The sequence below is a fragment of the Brachybacterium sp. AOP24-D1-21 genome, from assembly GCF_052378665.1.
GTDB lineage: Bacteria > Actinomycetota > Actinomycetes > Actinomycetales > Dermabacteraceae > Brachybacterium.
Map to the genome: position 1 here is coordinate 879055 of NZ_JBQSXX010000001.1, position 18696 is coordinate 897750.

The following is an 18696-nucleotide window of genomic DNA, read 5'->3' on the forward strand; positions in this document are numbered from 1 at the left end:
CTGGAGTTAGTATCGGGCGCTATACGATGCTCGCTGCACACGTCGCAATAGTTGGCGCCGACCACATCAGCTCAATTCCAAGCACCCCAATCCAATTTTCAGGTAGGCCGCCCCAGCCGGCAACGAATATCGGCGCCGACGTATGGATAGGATACCGCGCAACGGTACTGCGAGGAGTCTCCATAGGTGACGGAGCAATCATCGGAGCGGGCGCCATTGTTACGAAAGACGTGCCCGATTTTGAAATCTGGGCAGGAGCGCCCGCAAGACGTATCGCGGAGCGCTTTGGCACTAATGACAAACTGCAACACCTTGAAGCGATCAAGGGCGACCTCATCGCTCCGCATTTCACCGATCCCCAAACACGAAACGCCGTCGACTCGGAGTAATTCCGTACAAGTATCGACTAAACGATCGCCACCGCTCCCGCCAACTGAGTATTCGTAGTCGTGGGAGCCACTAAACCGGCTCTTCGCGGTTCGTGGTGAATGACCCTGCTGTGGCGGGTATTCACGCTACGGTTCTCGCGGCGCTGGTCAGCAGGATACGGGTCCGGTAGTTCTCCGGGTTGCGGAATCCGCGGCCGGTGCGTTTGATGTTCTTGATGCCGGTGTTGCCCGCTTCGACCTTCGCGGTGGTTGCGCCGGTGACGATGAGGACCTCGATCGCGTCCCACCAGGCCACGACGGTGTCGTAGAGCTTCGTCGTCTCGGGCATGTTCGCGATCTGGGCGAAGTAGCCCATCCGCATCCGTTCGTCCCAGGCCTGGGCGAGAGTGTCGGTGGCCAGCAGGCGGCGGAGCTGCTCCTTGATGCCCCAGGCGGCCGAGAGCTCGTCAGTGGGGTCATCGGTGCGGAACACCGTCTCCAACCGCTCCCACGCCCTCGGGGTCAGGGTGTCGCCGCCGCGCAGCAGCAGCATCCGGTGGGCCCAGGCCGGGTCGTCCTTGCGACCCCGCCGCCCGCGATGGGTGCGGGCCAGGCGCTGCCGGACGGTGGTGACCATGTCGTTTCCGAGCTTGACCAGGTGGAACTTGTCGACCGAGACCGCGGCCCGAGGCAGGTAGGTCCGCAGCGCCTTGCGGAACGCGGCCGACGGATCGATCGCGACGATCTCGATCCGCTCCCGCCACAGCTCGGAACGCTGGGCCAGCCAGTCCCCGACGGCCCTGGAGTCCCTGCCGTCGACGATGCCGAGGACCTGCCCGGTGGCCAGGTCGACCAGTGTCGTCATCCACGGCTCGAACCGTCTCCAAGCGCCCTCGTCGGTGCGGAACCAGCGCACTGACCGGTAGCGGTGCTCATCGACCCCCAGACGCCTTACCCGGCTCTTCGCGGTTCGTGGTGAATGATCCTGCTGGGGCGGGTATTCACGCTACGGTTTTCGCGGCGCTGGTCAGCAGGATACGCATCCGGTAGTTCTCGGCGTTGCGGAAGCCGCGGCCAGTGCGTTTGATGTTCTTGATGCCGGTATTCGCGGCCTCGACTCGAGCGGTGGTCGCGCCGGTGACGATGAGGACCTCGATCGCGTCCCACCAGGTCACGACGGTGTCGTAGAGCTTGGTCGCCTCGGGCATATTCGCGATCTGCACGAAGTAGCCCATCCGCATCCGTTCCTCCCAGGCCTGAGCCAGGGTGTCGGTCGCCAATAGGCGGCGGAGCTGCTCCTTGATGCCCCAGGCGGCGGAGAGCTCGTCGGTGGGGTCATCGGTGCGGAACACCGTCTCCAACCGCTCCCAGGCCCGTGGAGTGAGGGTGTCAGCGCCGCGTAGCAAAAGCATCCGGTGGGCCCAGGCCGGGTCGTCCTTGCGGCCGCGACGACCGCGATGGGTGCGGGCTAGGCGTTGACGGACGGTGGTGACCATGTCGTTTCCGAGCTTGACGAGGTGGAACTTGTCGACCGAGACCGCAGCGCGGGGCAGGTAGGTCCGCAGTGCTTTGCGGAACGCGGCCGAGGGATCGATGGCGACGATCTCGATCCGCTCCCGCCAGAGCTCGGAGCGCTGGGCGAGCCAGTCGCCGACGGCGGTGGAGTCCCGGCCGTCGACGATACCGAGGACCTGCCCGGTGGAGAGGTCGACCAGGGTCGTCATCCAGGGCTCGAACCGTCTCCAGGCACCGTCGTCGGTGCGGAACCAGCGCACCGACCGGTAGCGGTGCTCATCGATGCCCAGGCACGTCACTGACACGTCCTCGGCGGTGGGCAGGACCACGGCGGCAGCCGCCAGCGCGGCCTGGACCAGCCACCACGAGACGCCATGGGTCCGGGCGACTTCCGAGGCTGCCCGGCCAGAGGTGATCACCGCGGAGACGATCTGGTTTCGCAGCCGGGTCGTTGAGCGCGCGCGGTGCGGGACCTGGTCGGTGGCTTCCCAGAACGTGCGCCGGGCGCAGGCCGGCTCGAGGCAGAACCAGCGTCGCTTGGCCCACACCACCGCCATCGCCCCGGCCACGGGGACGTCCCGGACGTGCTGGGACCGGCGGGAGTGGACCTTGGTCGCGAGCACTCCGCACGACGGACATCCGGGCGGGACGGTCGAGGCGATCACCACTCGACGGCCTCCGTCGGGCAGGTCGATCGCGTCGATGACGTGGTAGTCGGGCAGGTTGAAGATCGTGCTCGCAGCATCTCGCTGCGAACCAGTATTCTCGTGCACAGGCTCGTGGTCCTCTGGAATGTGGATGTCTAGACAACACCCATCACAGCAGGACCACGGGCCGTTCTACGCCAGCGACGCGACGCTCTCCTTCACCACCAACCGCGAAGAGCCCCTTACCCGCACGTCGTCGACGTCAGGCAGGACCACAGCGGCGGCGCTGAGGGCGGACTGGACCAGCCACCACGAGACGCCGTGGGCCCGGGCCACCTCGGAGGCTGCTCGGCCCGAGGTGATCACGGCCGAGACGACCTCTTCCCGCAGTCGGGTCGTCGAGCGTGCGTAACGAGGGATCTGCTCGGTGGCCTCGGCGAACGTGCCCCGGGCACAAGCCGGCTCCAGGCAGAACCAGCGCCGCTTGGCCCACACCACCACCGCCGCGCCAGCGACGGGAACGTCCCGGACCTGCTGTGACCGGCGGGAGTGGACCTTCGTCGCGAGCACCCCGCAGGACGGACAGCCGGGTGGGACGGTCGAGGCGATCACCACTCGACGACCTCCGTCGGGCAGGTCGATGGCGTCGATGACGCGGTAGTTGGGCAGGTTGAAGATCGTGCTCGCAGCATCCCGCTGCGAACCAGTATTCTCGTGCACAGGCTCGTGGTCCTCTGGAATGTGGATGTCTTGACAACACCCATCACAGCAGGGCCACGAGCCGTTCTGCGCCTACGACGCGACGCTCCCCATCACCACGAACCGGGAAGAGCCCCTAAACCTGTGCAGCACAGGCCCAAACGGGCGTCGGATCGCACCGCGACGGCGCGATAATCAGCGAATATCATTCGAGCGTCGGACCTTAGTGACCGCCAACACTGCACTGCGCGAGCGGCGAGCGAGGGCACCGAGATGTACCCGCCTTCAGGGAATCGTATTGGCTCGTTGACGGCCCATCCGTGCCTGCCTTTTAAGCAAAGATGCCCCGCAGCTCCAACAGGAGCGATAAGACATCACTCCCTCACCCGCCCTAAGTTCCAACTGCAGATCAGAACTCAGCCGCGCGACACCAGCCGCTCAGCCAGTGCCTCGGAGCTTAGCCAGCGGTTCAGCCTCGCACGCTCCCATCTATCAGCATCAAACGAATCCGCCCAAGCAGATATTGCTGACTCAAGCGAGAATCCCTCGAAGTGCTCGAGATCGCGAACAAGCATGCCGGATCTGACATTCTTCACCAGGTGTCCGACGAGATCATTCTCGGGAAGCACGACGAAAAGACCGGTCCCCATGGCTTGCTGTATCGTGATCGCCGGCATAGCAGGCCAAACCCCGACATCAGATGCACAGAAGACCTCGTTCAAGGACTGCTGAGACCCGAAGGGTAAAACACGCACCGCGCTCCAGTGATCCTTGTCAGCAGAAACGCCAGCATCCAAATCACTCAAAGTGGGCCCCACAACCAAAAGCTTCAGGTCGGAGCGAAATCTTGAGACACGAACGAATGCGCGAATGAACTCAATAAACCGCTTCTCAAGCTTGAACTTACCCGCAAGAAGAAACACCTTGTCCGATTCTGCGAAGCCCAGACTTTCACGCATCTTGCTGCGAAGATGCTCATCGAACCGAAACACGCTGTCATTAAACGACAGTGGCAGCACCTCCATCGGCGCCTTCCCGACGAATGGACGAATCCGGTGCAAAGTATCAGGAGTATATCCATAAACCACATCGGCATGACGGGTGGAGTATCTATACAGGAAGCCCTTAGATCCCGCAAATATCAAGTACTTTAAACGCTGCGCCCATCTTGGAAGACCAGCCCACATCGCTCGATTATCCCCAAATAGGACTTGACTGCGAACATTCCGCGTTGCGGCCGCGGCGAGCGCCGGGAGTAACTGACCGGGCATAACTTGAATAATCAAGTCTGGTTCTCGCCCCTGAATCACCCTAGACACGCCAGGAGCAAAGATCATGCTTCGAATCTCTAAGGAGGGAAGACGAATTAACACATACCCGTCTTCTTCGCGCTCGCCAGCGGCGTACTCGCGCAACTGATCGATACGCTCAAGATGCGAGTCAGAGAATATTGGACTAACCAGATTGCCTGCAACGACGGTGACATCGTGCCGCTTTGCTAGGGCCTGCACGAGGCCAATTTCTTGATACCCACTAAATAGATCAAAATAGCCCACCACAACGCAAATGCGCATCCTCGAACCCCTTTACGTTATTGGCCTACCACGACGAACTCTGCCAAATCCTAGCAACCTAGAGCTTCAGTACGTCCCGAATCATTCCGGGAGCGCCCTCCACAAGACGGCCTACACCAAAGTACTCCGTGAACCCACCTCCCTCGTAACCGCCTTCGGACATAATCTCCGCTGTAGGCAAATACCCGAAAGCAGCATTCGCACACCCGATTGGCATAACCGGCGAAACGGTAGATTGCATTCTAAGCTCAGACGCATGCTCCGCCATCGCTTCACCGTTGATTACGACAAGCCGCAGTTCACCAACCCGAGCGTGCACCGCTTCCAGTGCTCCGAACGAACCGGCACTAATGCTCGACAGAGGGACTGATAAGACGGTCGAATCCACTTTTCTGCCCACGAGAGCCCTGCCTTCGGCGACATTCCGCGCAACGATACCGGCTAGCCGATTAGACCAGTCATCGTACTCCGCGTCATCGAAACTTCTGAAAGCGGATCTACCCACCGAACGCAAAATGAATTCAAGAACACTTGACCGCGTACTAGATACCTTCGGGCGTGTATTTCCCGAAAAACCCTGAAGGAAGCAGACTGCCAGTCCAGGATTGTCGTATAATGTACGCAATCTCTCGCGCACCACGCCCGGAAAATGGGGGGATGCTGAAAGCTTGTCGGGGAACCCGACAGGATGACACGCGTAGTTCCAGACAATAGCCAAGGGGTCCCCTTCTGCACGATCCAATCGCAGAGTGCAGACAGTCTCATCGCGCGCCCCCCGAGGGTTCGGAGAAATGGCGACAGTCCTAATCTTGGGCCTTCGACTGAGCTGGAGAGCAACCTTGGTCCGTCGATTTACTGAGTGATTCGCGTCGCCCTGAGAAATTTGTGGAGCTCCTACGCTTGGTCGCATTGAGCGTATTGCATCAGTGATCGCCTCCTTAGACACCTCATGGACGAGACGCAAGTAGTCCTCATCGATCGCTCCTAAGCGAGGCTTCCCTCGATCGATCATCGGTGCTTGGTGCGTATGGCTGGCGGCCAGTATTAGCTTTGAGGCGCCGAGTTCCAGGAAATCACTGCGTAGTCGACTAGTCAGTTCCTCCCCAATGTAGAGCAAATCGAAGCTAGCGATGACTAACGGAACATCGTCATCGGAGCTGGCAAGCGCAACGACATTGACTTCCAGAGAGCCATCCAATCCGGTAGCAATACGGGCTGCTCCGGTGGAGCCAGCCAGCTCTTGGCCAACTTTTGCGCTAATGGATCCAACTGAAGTGCCAACCAGCATTAGCCATCCTCTCCTTCTATTCAGTGTAGTCCTGGACATGCAAATCTCTAACGGCGATCAATTCCACCAAACGCGTACCTTGTCGGCATGATCCTCGCCCAGTGAGCGAATCCGGGTTACGACAAGCTTGCGGAGAATGGTAACTACGTCAAGCCGACAGACTGGCACAAAACCCGCAGCTTCGATTCCCCTCCTCGAGGCCTCATTCGAAACAGCAGTGTCGATGACCAGGGCCTTCGAAGGGCGCTCTCGCAAGTGGCGATGGATCAACCCCATCAGCATTGCCTTGTAAATACCCTTTCCGCGATATTTAGAATCTACGTGAAAGGTGTGTAGGACGACACTGTTGGGCGTTAGCGGGAAGTATCCATTGAATAAAGATTCCACCTCCCCGCCCTCCTTGCTCGCACCGTGCGCAACTGCCTTACCGTCAATGAACATTCCGTATAGCCTCGAGCCCTCGTCTAGAGATGCTCTCAGGTAGGCGAGCGTCTTGTGATTTCGAAAGGCGCCAAACTGCTCTGCAGTCGTATAATCCATCTCTCTAAGCTCGCCCGGGCCGAGCACCATAAATTGGTTATCCCGCTCCTCCGGAAACGCGTAAATCATCTGCGTTCGAATCCTAACGATCCTACGGCCGACACGCTCAAAGTACCCTCGTAATAGAACGTGAGTCATGATCGATTCCTTATGCAAAGTGTCAAGGCTCCGGACCAGGAGACAAGATAGCTTAACCCGAGACCTCCGAATACGAGAACCGCGAAGTCGTGCCCCAGCGTCCCCTGCTGTAGTGCTAATCCCGCTGCGCCGACTACTAGTATAACTCGCAACGAGTCCGCAGCCAATGATGCCTTGCCTGCCGCGTACAAAGTGTAGACTCGCGAGACAGAATTAAAGACAAAGCTCCCAAATGCCGCAAAAGCGACCGCCTGGAAGTATCCGCCGGCGCCCATCCACTGTCTTCCCAGCAATGGCTCGGCCAGTTGGGGAGCTATAAAGTATAGCGCCAAAAAAGCCAGCAGTGCTAGCGAAGCGGATAGGATGCTCGTCTTCAAGAACAATGCCAGCACGCCGCTACTTGAGTCCCGAACTAGCGAGGATGCGCGGCCTGCGAAGGTTTGACCCAATGCAGTAGCAACTAGCGCCACGGGAGCCAGCGCTAACTGCATTGCGACCGCAACCCCGCCAGCTTGACTGGTTCCAAGCACAACTGCACAAAGCAGTAGCGGGAGTTGAGCGCCTAGTGAGTTCAAAAGGGCAGAAGGTGTGAAAGCAACGGGAAACTGACGATACTTTCGAAGGGCCCGCAAAGCACGTGCCCGACTTGGGCGTATGTTGTGCCCTGAAATAGTTCGCGCGAGAGATGTAGCCCCTAGCAGTCGACCTACTGACTGCCCGACTAGTAGACCAATGGCATTTGGCATAAAGACACTAGCGCCAAGCTGAGTTGCAACGACGCCGACATTTTGCAGTACGGGCCGTGTGGCTAGCAGGCTGTAGCGTTCAGATCGTATTGCGCACTGCGTGAATATCGAGATGCTTCCGCTTATGATGACTAAGGCTCCAACGAGTGTTGCCGCTACGGCGTTTCCCGCGGTACTAAGCATCCCTGCAAATCCTAGCATCCCCACGATTATTGCTGTTGCTACTCCCATGAGGACAGTGGATACGAATGCCGTACTGATTAGGTCATCAAGATCCGAGCGATCGCGTGGTAACAGTATTGCCGCATCCAACTTAAGTGCGGCTATTGGTGCGGCAATGTTTGCTACTGCGAACAGCGTCGCGTACTCGCCGTACGATTCTGGAGAATAAAGTCGCGTGAGCGCAAGCGTGGCGAGAAGTAACACCCCTTGTCCAGCAAGATTGCCTAGCACTATGCTCCCGGTGCCCGTTGCGAGGCTTGGCTTTCGAGCAGTCACTTGCGTAACGCCGTTCTTTTCGTTCTGTTGAGGAGTGCCATGTATGCGGGCCTAACTATCCCTTTGGTAGCTGCAATTGCATCAGATCGTAAACTGGAGGACGAGAATTGAAAGTATGTGGAAAGCTCCATCCCCCACGCGGATTTCGCGAGTGCCACGCTCGGAACGTTAGCTCCAATGTAGTCATAGTTAGACGATCCACTTTGACTTAATGATGTCAACGCCCCCAGCTGCATCAATTGTGCGACGCCATGCTTCAAACTCTCGCGATGTGTCCCCTGCAGCCAGCCGAGCCCGGTACCCCCGATCGAGCTCAGCCTGATTCCAGCACTTACATGGTTCCCATCTGAATCGATCACCGATTGGCTGTGGAGAACGTTCGATCCGAGAGCTTCATCAAGCCTGTGAAGTCCCTCGCTGGAGACGGCCAGTCGGAAACCTTGCGCGCGTGAGGTTTCCTCCAGTAGTCGGTACACATCGTCTATCTTCGCACCCGCTTTCAACGTATGTCCGGTTCGTTTTGCGCGCTCAATAGATTTACGCAGGGACTTCGAAATCGACTGTTCCTCGACCGGCAATGCGGTTGTGTATGTATAGCGGGGGGTGCAATCAAAGCCCGCCCACTGAAACGGTCTAACATCGTTGAAGCCGGGCGGTAGTGCGAGAGTCCCGGAGGTTCCGGCGTCTTTAAGCCAGGCAGCGTATGCGCCCGCCGTCGTGAACCATTCTTCAGACAGTGCCTTTTCGGTCAGGACCTTGCTGCTATTTCCGTATTTGCGCTCGAGCTTGACCGGAAGGTAGAAATTTAGCGGGGGCATTACGGCGCGTCCCTTTCGGTTCGTATACGCGACCGCACTAAGTTTCAGATTGTTACTTTCGAAAGAGAGCTGCGTGGCCTTGAGTCCCCACTCGGCCTCGTTCCAGCTTATCCATTCGGGCATCCAATGTATGGCGTAATCGAGGGGCACAAATTCTCCGTAGCTATATGCGGGCGGGGTTGAAGTTCCGCGTGGACCGGCGTGCGAGCGATAGGTCAATTGTTGCGATGCGGGGGAGGAGGGCCGTCTGCTCCACGTACCGATTCCTGCGCCGGGGCGAGAGTGAGGCCCAGGAACATCAGCACCCAAAGTAAACGGTTTCCGACAAAATCGGAAGAGAACTGTGCATTGATAAGTGCGGCGGAAAATAGTCCAAACAGCACTGCATTTGTTGTTCTCGCTTCCGAGTCGGCAAATCTTTTAAACGAAACGGAAACAAGCACGAGCACGCACGCCAGCAATATGACTCCGCCCTCGGAGGCTGCCTCGAGGAATATATTGTGCGCGTATACATCGGCGTCATTATAAGCGCCCGCGGGGAAAGCGCTCCGAAGCTCACCTAGGCCTAAGCCTTGGGGATTTTCGAGAAATGCTTCGAGCGCATGCCCCCAAAGGAACTCCCGTCCCGTGGAGTTTGTACTCAGTATGCGACTCACCGAATCTCTCTCGATTCGAATAAGTGCGTAGGTAATTGCTGCCCCTATTGCAGCAAGGGTGGCGAATGCGGCCAGGGATCTCGTGTATTTGACCTTTCTTGCGGTCACGAGAAGAAGTGCAAAGATGATCGCAACCACTGGGGCACGACTACCGGTCAAAGCGGCTCCCATCAAGAGTGCTCCGCCGGCAACGGTTGTCCAGACGCGTAGATGACCGCTGCGATAGATCGATATGGCCAGTAGGACAAATGCCCCGTACGTTGCTATTCTTCCAAGGCCAATTGGATTTAGTCCACCGTACGATAGCCGTCCTGCAAAAGTTGCGGTCTCGCCGATAGCTACCGTTATCCCTACCGTCGCAATGGCCGCGAGCGTAATGGTGGCCAGGAATGTTCTCTGCGACCCCATTGACCGTACGATCTGTGCGCAGGACCATGCGATCGCCAATGTCAGATACGTTTGGATCAATTTGTCCTGCGAGTACGCACTTGCGCCTGCGGCGAGAGCAGCGGGCAATAGCGCTACTGACGTCGCCATTAGGGCCACTGTCGGCCCGTCCAACCTCAGGCCCGAGGACAGCCAGTGCAAAAGCGCCAGAACGCCTGCGAGTGCCGCGCAAACGGTCGCGGGTTGCGCTGGCCCGAGCACAGACAATGCTGGGATGAAGAGATTTCCGGCTGCGGCGATCGCGGCGATTACACTTGCCAGAGCTATGCCTACACTTTGGCTGTTACTCGATCGCGCTCTAGTCGGAATTCCGCTAAGGGTGTCCATTGGTAGAGTTTCTAACCTAACTATCGAAAGTTCCGTTAGGCGCTTACGGCTGACCGCAGAGGCACGTCGTGCGGACACGTATCTGGGTCGGAGGCATTATAGAGTTCATTGATCCAAAACTGGGTAATTAACGTGCTGTCGCCTGTGTTCCGAATGTTATGTGCCCAACCTATTGGCATATCAACTGCAACCGGCTCGTCGCCATTAACGTCTAAGTCTACTCGCTCATCCGCTGTCCCCAGAACCTTCACGAGGCTAATGCACGCGCTCCCGTTCAGGACGACAAAGCGCTCAACCTTCCGAAGATGGAAATGATTACCGCGCGTGATACCGGGGACGGTAGTGGAGAAAGATGTCTGCCCTTGTCCACCACGCACGCGCGCCGTCTCAACAAAAGTTCCCCTTGCATCCACGTTCTTGGTCAGAGCAATGTCTGGGCGATCTAGGAACATTCGCGCTCGCAGCGTGTTGAAGAGATCCCGGTGGAACGGCTCGGAGATGTCCGGGATCTCGCCCCTCTCGTAGTAGCCATGCTGATGCACTAGCAGGTCCCACACGTCACGGACCCGCACCAACTTACCCACGGGTTCGACTACAGACTCTGTCGAACCGGCTGCGTCGATCAATGCCCGAGCGGCTTCCTGCACATGGAGAAGGGGTACGTCGCGATCCTGAATGTCAGGTGCCTTGCCGTTCACGACGAGCTCTACGAATGTCGCCACGAACGAGTTGTAGAAGGGGCGTCCGTGCTCTCCGAAAAGGTTGGGGAGTCGGAGGTCGATGTAGCTCCCGCCGCGCTCCTCCATCCAAACTCGAAGGTGGTCAGCGGCAGCAGTCTTGCCTCGACCGTACGGAGTGTCTGCCCCCGCAAGGATCGTGTTGGCGAATACGACCTTGCTCGGCGCATTGGTCCCGAATGCTTCTTGGAGCTTGACGGCAAGATCAAGATTGCCGTTCTCGATCACGTCATCCGAATCGCGGTTGATGCCCGCGAGATGGAAGACGGTTGTCACACCGTCGAGACGATCGCCCAGGTTCGTCCAATCGTCGCGACCCACGACGACCACATCAGCGCAACCCATCTCGAGCAACCTGAGTCGAAGGTGCCATCCGAGGAAGCCGCGTGCTCCCGTGACCAGGATCTTTCCCTCGGCAAGTGCTGCCACGTCGTGTCCCCTTTACTCTCGTGTTTCGCGGTCCGTGATCAGTTCAGTGCTTGGCGTAGTCTCCGATGAGCTCGTCCTTAAGCGCTAGCGTACGTCGGTTGAGTTTGCCGTCGCTGGCGTCCTTGGTGAGTGCAGTCTTGTCCTTCGCCGCCTCAAGCCAGTGCGGAAAGTCGAGCTTCTCGGGCGGAGCTGCATCCACCGGCGCGTTGGAGATGCGCGGGTGCTTGGGGTTGGTGATCTGCTCATCGATCGCGAAGAGGTCCTCATGGAGCTTCTCACCGTGTCGAAGGCCGGTGAATACGATCTCGACGTCCTTGCCAGACATCTCGATCATTCGGCGTGCGACATCGAGGATCTTCACGGGTTCCCCCATATCGAGGATCATCACCTGACCATCTTCGCCGATGGCACCTGCCTGAACTACTAGCTCGCATGCTTCGGGAATTGTCATGAAGTAGCGGGTCACATCGGGATGGGTGACCGTCACAGGCCCGCCCTTCTCGATCTGCCACTGGAAGGTGGGGATCATCGAGCCGCGGGATCCGAGTACGTTGCCAAACCGCACCGAGACAAAAGATCCCTTGTCCCGATGGGTTGCCCATGCGGTGAGCCTTTCGGCCATGCGCTTCGAGTGCCCCAGCACGCTCGTGGGGTCCGCGGCCTTGTCCGTCGAAATGTTAACGAAGCGCTCCACGTTAATCTCGAGCGCGGCATTGAGTACGTTCAAGGTGCCAAGGACGTTGGTTTTCCAGGCCTCCTCGGGGAGCTGCTCAAGTATAGGGAGTTGCTTCAGCGCCGCTGCATGGAACACAACCTCAGGCTTCCGGTCAGCGAAGACTGACTTCAAAGCCTCGGGGTCTCGGATATCTGCTAGGACCACATCACGAGTGTCCAGGAGGCCGTGTCCGTAGATGGACATCTGTGTGGTGGGGAGGCCGGACTCGTCGCGGTCGAGCATGAAGAGCTCGGAGGGTCCGTACTTTTGGATCTGGCGGCACAGCTCGGCACCGATCGACCCACCAGCACCTGTCACGAGCACACGCTTGCCAGAGAGGTAGCCTGCCACCGAGGAGAGGTCGATCTCGGCCGGATGACGACCTACAAGGTCGTCGACTGAAACATTGCGCAAGCTTGCCGTGTTCCGCCGTTGCATGAGGGCCTCGTTAGCCGAGGGGAAGACGAGCATACGGATGCCGAGCGCGTCCGTCTGATCGTGGACGTCACGAAGGAACGACGAGTCCACACGGCTGAGGCAGATAATGACGCAGCCCGCTCCCGTCGTCTCGACGAGCTCCGCGAGGTCCTTCCCGGTGCCGAGCACCTTCTGGCCTCCGACCACGAAGCCCTTCTTCTTGGGGTCGTCGTCGATGAAGCCGATGGGGCGGAACCCGGAGAACCGGTCCACCATGATCTGGCGCACAACTGAGTGACCGAGCTCACCGGCGCCGTAGAGCAGTACGGGAACAGCGTCGCCACCGGGTCCCACGCGGTTCTCTACAACCATGCGGTAGAAGAGCCGCACGCCCCCGAGGAGCAGAAGCACGCTCGGGAAAGTGGCCAACACAACGCTGCGGGGGATCGAAACAGTGGCCATTACAACGATGGTGAACACAAGCCACGAGCCAAAGGTAACGATCGACAGGGCGCGTAGCTCGTCGAGAGAACCTACGATGTAACGGTTCCGGTACAGGCCACTCGCCCATGCTCCGACGGCGAACACCACAATGCATATGAGCGACATGAGCCCGACGTTGGTGAACACGCGAGTCCACATAGCGACGACGCTGTCATCAGCCAGGAGATATCGCGAGACCGTGAGCGTCAGGATCGTGACGATCCACGCGGAGGAATCCGCGATCAGCGCGAGCCACGCCGGAAGCGGTCGTGTGCGACGCGTGACCTGCACTGCTGTGGGCTCCGGCGACATCGTCATGTTGAGCTGAGTCTTCTCCCTCGGTTTGGGCAGAGCCCGACGTCATGTACCCATCCGGCCTCCATAGGCCGGCCCGGCAGGAGACCTCGGACCCGCGGCCTACGTCGCGGAGCGTCGATCCCGTACATCGGAGCGTACCGCGGAGCCGGAAACGGAAAGTGAACTATTCCGTAGGTGGATTCCAGAGAAGGCCCCTCTTCAGCCGTTGGACACGGCGCTAACGACATATGTGCAGGTGAGAGTTTCATCGCCCTTACACCCCGGTGGCGATCTTCACCGTCGAGGCACATCACGGCTCTTCCCAGATGACGGTGTAGGTCGGCCGGGCGCGTCGGTCCGCAGATAGACGTCGAGGTCTCCCGACGACGGAGGTTCCTACGCCATCCATCCGAAAGACCTCGACGTGTCCGACGCTACCCCGCCGGCCGGCTTCGGCCGCCCTGACCTGACCGCCTTCGCTCGACTCGACGGCCTCGGTCTGAGCGTGACCGGGCAACGACTTGAACCGGATCGTGCGGTCCTCGCGTGCCGCGTGGTGGAACCAGATCAGTGGTGCCGACGGTGCGGCAGCGAAGGCGCTGCTCGTGACACCGTGATCCGGCGGTTGGCCCACGAGCCGCTGGGCTGGCGACCGACCGTGCTGGAAGTTGTAGTGCGCCGCTACCGCTGTGCCGACTGCGGACACGTGTGGCGCCAAGACACCAGCGCCGCGGCGGAGCCACGCGCGAAGCTCTCGCGCACCGGGCTGCGGTGGGCGCTGGAAGGGATCGTGGTCGCACACCTCACCGTCGCCCGTGTCGCCGAGGGACTCGGGGTCGCGTGGGACACCGCCAACAACGCGGTCCTGGCCGAAGGCAAGCGGCTGCTGATCAACGACCCCACGCGGTTCGAGTGCGTGAAGGTCATTGGCGTCGATGAGCACGTCTGGCGCCACACCAGGCGTGGCGACAAGTACGTCACCGTGATCATCGACCTCACCCCGGTCCGCGATGGTGCCGGCCCAGCAAGGCTGCTGGACATGGTCGAGGGCCGGTCGAAGGCGGCGTTCAAGACCTGGCTCGCCGACCGCGACGACGCCTTCCGTGACGCGGTCGAGGTGGTCGCGATGGACGGCTTCACCGGGTTCAAGACCGCCGCTGCAGAGGAGATCCCGGACGCGGTCACGGTGATGGATCCCTTCCACGTCGTGCGCTTGGCCGGTGACGCCCTCGACAGGTGCCGGCGCCGGGTCCAACTCGCGATCCACGGGCACCGTGGGTTCAGGGACGACCCGCTCTGCAAGTCGCGGCGCACGCTGCACACCGGCGCGGACCTGCTCACCGACAAGCAGAGCGACAGGCTACGCGCGCTGTTCGTTGATGACGCTCACGTCGAGGTCGAGGCGACCTGGGGTGTCTACCAGCGCATGATCGCCGCCTATCGCCACGAGGACCGGCAACGTGGCCGCGAGCTCATGGAGAAGCTGATCACCGACCTCAGCGCCGGCGTCCCCAAGGTGCTCACCGAGCTCACCACCCTGGGCCGGACCCTGAAGAAGCGAGCCGCTGACGTGCTCGCCTACTTCGAACGACCCGGCACCAGCAACGGGCCGACCGAGGCGCTCAACGGACGGCTCGAACACCTGCGCGGCTCCGCACTCGGGTTCCGCAACCTGACCAACTACATCGCCCGAAGCCTGCTCGAGACCGGCGGCTTCAGACCCCAACTTCTACACCCCCGATTGGGATGAGCCCCAAGGCCGCCATCCACCTCCTGACGGAGTCGATCCGGCTGCAGTTCGCCGACACCTCGGTCCAGATCGTCGAGCTGGCGCCGCCGGCCGTGCGCACCGAGCTCAGGCCCGGGCAGTCTGACGCGGAGCACGCGATGCCATTGGAGGACTACGTGGACGAGGTGATGTCGGTGCTCGAATCGCAGCCGGACGCCACCGAGCTGCTGGTCGAGCGCGCCAAGGTGCTGCGCTACGCCGAGGTCCGCGGCGACTACGCCTAGGTGGTGGGTGCGCTGAACCCGGTGGCCTGACCGGGCGACCGGGCGACCGGGCGACCGGACGGCGGAAGGCGCCAGCCCCCTTCATGGGGACCGGCGCCTTCTGCGATGCGGCGAGCCTGTCAGCCGACTCCCCCGTCGGCCCCACCGCGACCGGCCGCACGCGGGCCCAGGCTCCGACCACCCAGTAACGATTACGCTCGAGGCATCCCCGCCCGACGCCGTGCCCGTTGCTCGCCCAGGAGGAATCGTGCTTCTCGAACGCATCTATGACGAGGACCTGTCCCAGACCAGCTACCTGATCGCCTGTCAGGCCAGCGGCGAGGCGATCGTGGTGGATCCGCGCCGCGACATCCGGGTCTACCTTGGCCTCGCCGCGCAGCACGGCCTCACGATCACTGCGGTCACCGAGACCCACCTGCACGCCGATTTCCTCTCCGGCGTGCGCGAGCTGGCCGCCGCCACCGGCGCGACCGCGTACGTGCCGGGCACGGGCGGTGAGGACTGGCAGTACGGCTTCGAGGCCGAGCGCCTGCACGACCACGACACGCTCCAGCTCGGCAACATCACGATCACCGCCCGCCACACCCCCGGACACACCCCCGAGCACCTGAGCTACCTGGTCACCGACGGTGCCTTCGCGGACGAGCCCGGCTACATCCTCACCGGCGACTTCGTGTTCTCCGGGGACCTGGGGCGCCCCGACCTGCTGGACGAGGCCGTGGGTATGGAGAACACCCGCTTCACCGGCGCGACGCAGCTGTTCGCCTCACTGCGGGACGTGTTCCTGCAGTTGCCCGATCACGTGCAGGTGTTCCCCGGCCACGGCGCCGGCTCCGCCTGCGGCAAGGCGATCGGCTCGCTGCCCTCGACCTCCGTGGGCTACGAGCGCAGCTTCGCCTGGTGGGGCAAGCACCTGGCGAATGACGACGAGCAGGGTTTCATCGACGAACTGCTGGACGGCCAGCCCGACGCCCACGCCTACTTCGCGAGGATGAAGCGCCATAACCAGGAAGGCCCTGCCCTGCTCGGCGACCGAGTGCGGCCCCGCGAGGTCTCTGCCGAGGAGCTGGCACGCGGCCTCGAGAGCGGCGACCTGGCCCTGATCGATACCCGCCCCGTGGCCGAGGTCCACGCCGGCACCGTCCCCGGGGCACTGAACGTTCCGATGCTCTCCAAGGCCGCCGGCCACCTCGCCTGGGCCTTCGACCCGGACACCGACGAGGCCCGGCTGGTGGTCCTCGTGCCAGACGCCGCGCACGCAGCTGTGTACGGCGACCACTTCGTGCGCGTCGGCATCGACTCCCTGATCGGGTACGTGCCGTCGCTGGAGGGTCTACCGAGCGCCGTCCCGTCGGTCATCTCCCCCGCCGAGCTGGAAGGGCTCGGCAAGGCGGCGCTGCTGGACGTGCGCACCCGCAACGAGCACGCCGCGGGCACGATCCCCGGTGCCCAGCAGCTCTCGGCCGGCAAGATCCTGTTCCACCAGAGCCAGCTGCCGGAGCCGGACGCCGGACCGCTGGTGACCTTCTGCCAGTCCGGGCTGCGCAACACCGTGGCCGCCTCCGCCCTGCGCCGCGCCGGCTACGACGTCATCGAGCTGGAGGGCAGCTACAGCGGGTGGGAGCGGTGGAAGGCCGAGCAGCCCGGGGCCGGGGCCGACGCCGACGCCACCGAGGGGAGCGCCTGACATGTGCCGCGCCGTCACCTGCCGCACCTGCGGGAAGCCCACCTGGGCCGGCTGCGGCCAGCACATCGAGCAGGCCCTGGCCGGCGTGCCGGAGGCGGAGCGCTGCCCGGGCCATGCGGACGTCGCGCCCACAAAGGGGTTCTTCGCCCGACTGCTGGGGCGCTGAGACAAGCGAGCCTGGCAGCGACGCCGTGCGAGCTTGGGAAAGTACGCGCGGCAACTGCGATTCTGGTGGAGACTGCCGCTATGGACAGAAACATCCGAGACGGAATATTCGCCACGTTGCCGGGGATCGAGGGCGCAGAGAGCAGCTTTCTCGCCTTCGAACAAGGGCAACCCGTGTTACATCTCGACCTGTCACCCTTGGACAGTGCGCAACTGCTCCAGCAACGTAGGATCGAGGGATACACGCGCAATGTCGCCCGGTTCACCGCGACCCTGAATGGCTCGTTCACGACGAACGGCCGATTCACCTGCGCCCTCGATGATCTGCTCGTAGAAGTCCCATGGGACGAGGACCGTGGGGGCTTCGACCGAGATGTCGTACACTCAGCATTCGCGTTCTTCGACCCGCGCGCCGTCGATCAATTCTTCTTCCAAGAATTCCTGGCGCTCGGCACCGCGGTCGACGGCGAGGTAATCTCGCTCGACAATGCCGACCTGGCGCATAAGTACACGCCAGCGCACGCCAAAAATCTCGCCATATCCCTCACCACGAGGTCAGCACTGTATGGGCCCGCCGCCGACGTTCTCTCGCGCAGCAACTACGAAAGAGTTTGTCTGCGGATGGATTTCACCGAGCCCACGGATCTCGATACAGCTCGACGAAAAATTGCCGCAGTGCAATCCCTGATTGAGGCGATCGGCAAGCCAGGACCGCACTACCTTCGAGAGCTCTCCGTCCTCTCCTCCGAGCCCGGCACGGAGGGACTGTCGATCGTGGACTGGTGGTCAAAAGTCTTGCTCGGCGAACGCGGCGCTGTGCCGAATTCCGACGGCGACCCGCTTCGAAGCGGCGGGTTCAGTGACGGAAGGCTCGGTCCAACCGGGCTCAAAGAACTCGGAGGACTCGCTGCGCTCGGGAGATGGATAGATCTTTGCGACGACGTACCCCACCTGCTCTCAGTCCTTGACGCACAAAGCCGCGGCTTCGCTCTTGACGCACGCGCCTCGATCCTTTCGCTCGCTGTCGGCTGGGAACACCTGGCCGCCCACTCCCGGGGTGCGGTCGAACAGGCAGCGTGGCGTGAGATCTCGGCGCTGGTTACCGACGCGAAAGAATATCTGGAAGTCCATCGCCAGATGATCGAGCTTTGTTGGAATACTTACACCAAGATCAAACACGTTGCACTGAGAGGTGGTGAATCCGACTCCCGCGCCACCATCCGGGACGACGATCACGAGTCACTCGAACTTGCCGCAGAGTTCATGTACCTGGCCACCCTCGCTGCAGCCTTCAAGATCGCTGACATCCCCGACCCTTACCCTGTGACGTTCCGCCTTTTCGCCCACGATGACGAAAGAGGATGGTGGCCGCAGTGGACGGAGGTCGCGACCACGTACAGCAAGACATCGTGATCCCCTAACCTCGATATTTCATCGGGCTGGTGAGCGGGGGTGGTCGGCGTCGTTGCCGGTGTTCGAGAGCTGATTCTGG

General features: G+C 61.2%; 14 protein-coding genes and 2 pseudogenes. 6 read left to right on the top strand and 10 right to left on the bottom strand.

All coding sequences use genetic code 11. The features are described from left to right. The first annotated feature begins 26 nt into the window (after positions 1-26). On the top strand, positions 27-389 hold the full coding sequence (locus ACT3UF_RS03980; protein WP_444608072.1) for a DapH/DapD/GlmU-related protein: 363 nt from the start codon (positions 27-29) through the stop codon (positions 387-389). A 121-nt stretch (positions 390-510) separates the two neighbouring features. Here the strand turns inward: ACT3UF_RS03980 and ACT3UF_RS03985 are convergent. The 10 genes and pseudogenes from ACT3UF_RS03985 to ACT3UF_RS04030 all read right to left on the bottom strand — a co-directional run. Further along, positions 511-1335 (bottom strand): annotated as a pseudogene (locus ACT3UF_RS03985) (ISL3 family transposase); the annotation flags it as partial. 34 nt (positions 1336-1369) lie between these two features. After that, on the bottom strand, positions 1370-2656 hold the full coding sequence (locus tag ACT3UF_RS03990; RefSeq protein WP_444607968.1) for an ISL3 family transposase: 1287 nt from the start codon (positions 2654-2656) through the stop codon (positions 1370-1372). Positions 2657-2770: 114 nt separating this feature from the next. After that, positions 2771-3250 (bottom strand): annotated as a pseudogene (locus ACT3UF_RS03995) (transposase family protein); the annotation flags it as partial. Positions 3251-3645: 395 nt separating this feature from the next. Further along, positions 3646-4803, bottom strand: coding sequence for a glycosyltransferase (locus tag ACT3UF_RS04000; protein WP_444608073.1), 1158 nt, complete (start codon positions 4801-4803; stop codon positions 3646-3648). A 1345-nt stretch (positions 4804-6148) separates the two neighbouring features. Beyond that, complete coding sequence (locus ACT3UF_RS04005; RefSeq protein WP_444608074.1) at positions 6149-6700, bottom strand: GNAT family N-acetyltransferase; 552 nt, start codon at positions 6698-6700, stop codon at positions 6149-6151. 65 nt (positions 6701-6765) lie between these two features. Beyond that, on the bottom strand, positions 6766-8013 hold the full coding sequence (locus ACT3UF_RS04010; protein ID WP_444608075.1) for an oligosaccharide flippase family protein: 1248 nt from the start codon (positions 8011-8013) through the stop codon (positions 6766-6768). After that, on the bottom strand, positions 8010-8981 hold the full coding sequence (locus ACT3UF_RS04015) for a hypothetical protein (protein WP_444608076.1): 972 nt from the start codon (positions 8979-8981) through the stop codon (positions 8010-8012). Before ACT3UF_RS04015 ends, ACT3UF_RS04010 begins: the two co-directional genes overlap by 4 nt. A 65-nt stretch (positions 8982-9046) precedes the next feature. After that, complete coding sequence (locus tag ACT3UF_RS04020; protein WP_444608077.1) at positions 9047-10024, bottom strand: O-antigen ligase family protein; 978 nt, start codon at positions 10022-10024, stop codon at positions 9047-9049. 272 nt (positions 10025-10296) lie between these two features. Continuing rightward, positions 10297-11427, bottom strand: coding sequence for a polysaccharide biosynthesis C-terminal domain-containing protein (locus ACT3UF_RS04025; RefSeq protein ID WP_444608078.1), 1131 nt, complete (start codon positions 11425-11427; stop codon positions 10297-10299). 43 nt (positions 11428-11470) lie between these two features. Continuing rightward, a complete protein-coding gene (locus ACT3UF_RS04030) occupies positions 11471-13360 on the bottom strand; it encodes a polysaccharide biosynthesis protein (protein ID WP_444608079.1) in 1890 nt (629 codons plus the stop codon). A 403-nt stretch (positions 13361-13763) separates the two neighbouring features. On the opposite strand from ACT3UF_RS04030, the gene ACT3UF_RS04035 reads away from it, so the two are divergent. The 5 genes from ACT3UF_RS04035 to ACT3UF_RS04055 all read left to right on the top strand — a co-directional run bounded on the left by ACT3UF_RS04035 (position 13764) and on the right by ACT3UF_RS04055 (position 18617). Beyond that, on the top strand, positions 13764-15089 hold the full coding sequence (locus tag ACT3UF_RS04035; protein WP_444608080.1) for an ISL3-like element ISPfr2 family transposase: 1326 nt from the start codon (positions 13764-13766) through the stop codon (positions 15087-15089). Next, on the top strand, positions 15086-15352 hold the full coding sequence (locus ACT3UF_RS04040; RefSeq protein WP_444608081.1) for a hypothetical protein: 267 nt from the start codon (positions 15086-15088) through the stop codon (positions 15350-15352). Before ACT3UF_RS04035 ends, ACT3UF_RS04040 begins: the two co-directional genes overlap by 4 nt. A gap of 247 nt (positions 15353-15599) precedes the next feature. After that, positions 15600-17039 carry an MBL fold metallo-hydrolase gene (locus tag ACT3UF_RS04045; RefSeq protein ID WP_444608082.1) on the top strand — a complete coding sequence of 480 codons (1440 nt, stop codon included), beginning with the start codon at positions 15600-15602 and terminating at the stop codon, positions 17037-17039. Between the two features lies 1 nt (position 17040). Then, positions 17041-17205, top strand: coding sequence for a hypothetical protein (locus ACT3UF_RS04050; RefSeq protein ID WP_444608083.1), 165 nt, complete (start codon positions 17041-17043; stop codon positions 17203-17205). An 80-nt stretch (positions 17206-17285) separates the two neighbouring features. Then, complete coding sequence (locus ACT3UF_RS04055) at positions 17286-18617, top strand: hypothetical protein (RefSeq protein ID WP_444608084.1); 1332 nt, start codon at positions 17286-17288, stop codon at positions 18615-18617. The last annotated feature ends 79 nt before the right edge of the window (positions 18618-18696 follow it).

Coding starts and splice junctions, on each gene's coding strand:
- ACT3UF_RS03980 (WP_444608072.1), top strand. CDS start 27: ATGCTCGCTGCACACGTCGCAATAGTTGGCGCCGACCACATCAGCTCA.
- ACT3UF_RS04000 (WP_444608073.1), bottom strand. CDS start 4,803: ATGCGCATTTGCGTTGTGGTGGGCTATTTTGATCTATTTAGTGGGTAT.
- ACT3UF_RS04005 (WP_444608074.1), bottom strand. CDS start 6,700: ATGATTTACGCGTTTCCGGAGGAGCGGGATAACCAATTTATGGTGCTC.
- ACT3UF_RS04020 (WP_444608077.1), bottom strand. CDS start 10,024: ATGGCGACGTCAGTAGCGCTATTGCCCGCTGCTCTCGCCGCAGGCGCA.
- ACT3UF_RS04030 (WP_444608079.1), bottom strand. CDS start 13,360: ATGACGATGTCGCCGGAGCCCACAGCAGTGCAGGTCACGCGTCGCACA.
- ACT3UF_RS04040 (WP_444608081.1), top strand. CDS start 15,086: ATGAGCCCCAAGGCCGCCATCCACCTCCTGACGGAGTCGATCCGGCTG.
- ACT3UF_RS04050 (WP_444608083.1), top strand. CDS start 17,041: ATGTGCCGCGCCGTCACCTGCCGCACCTGCGGGAAGCCCACCTGGGCC.
- ACT3UF_RS04055 (WP_444608084.1), top strand. CDS start 17,286: ATGGACAGAAACATCCGAGACGGAATATTCGCCACGTTGCCGGGGATC.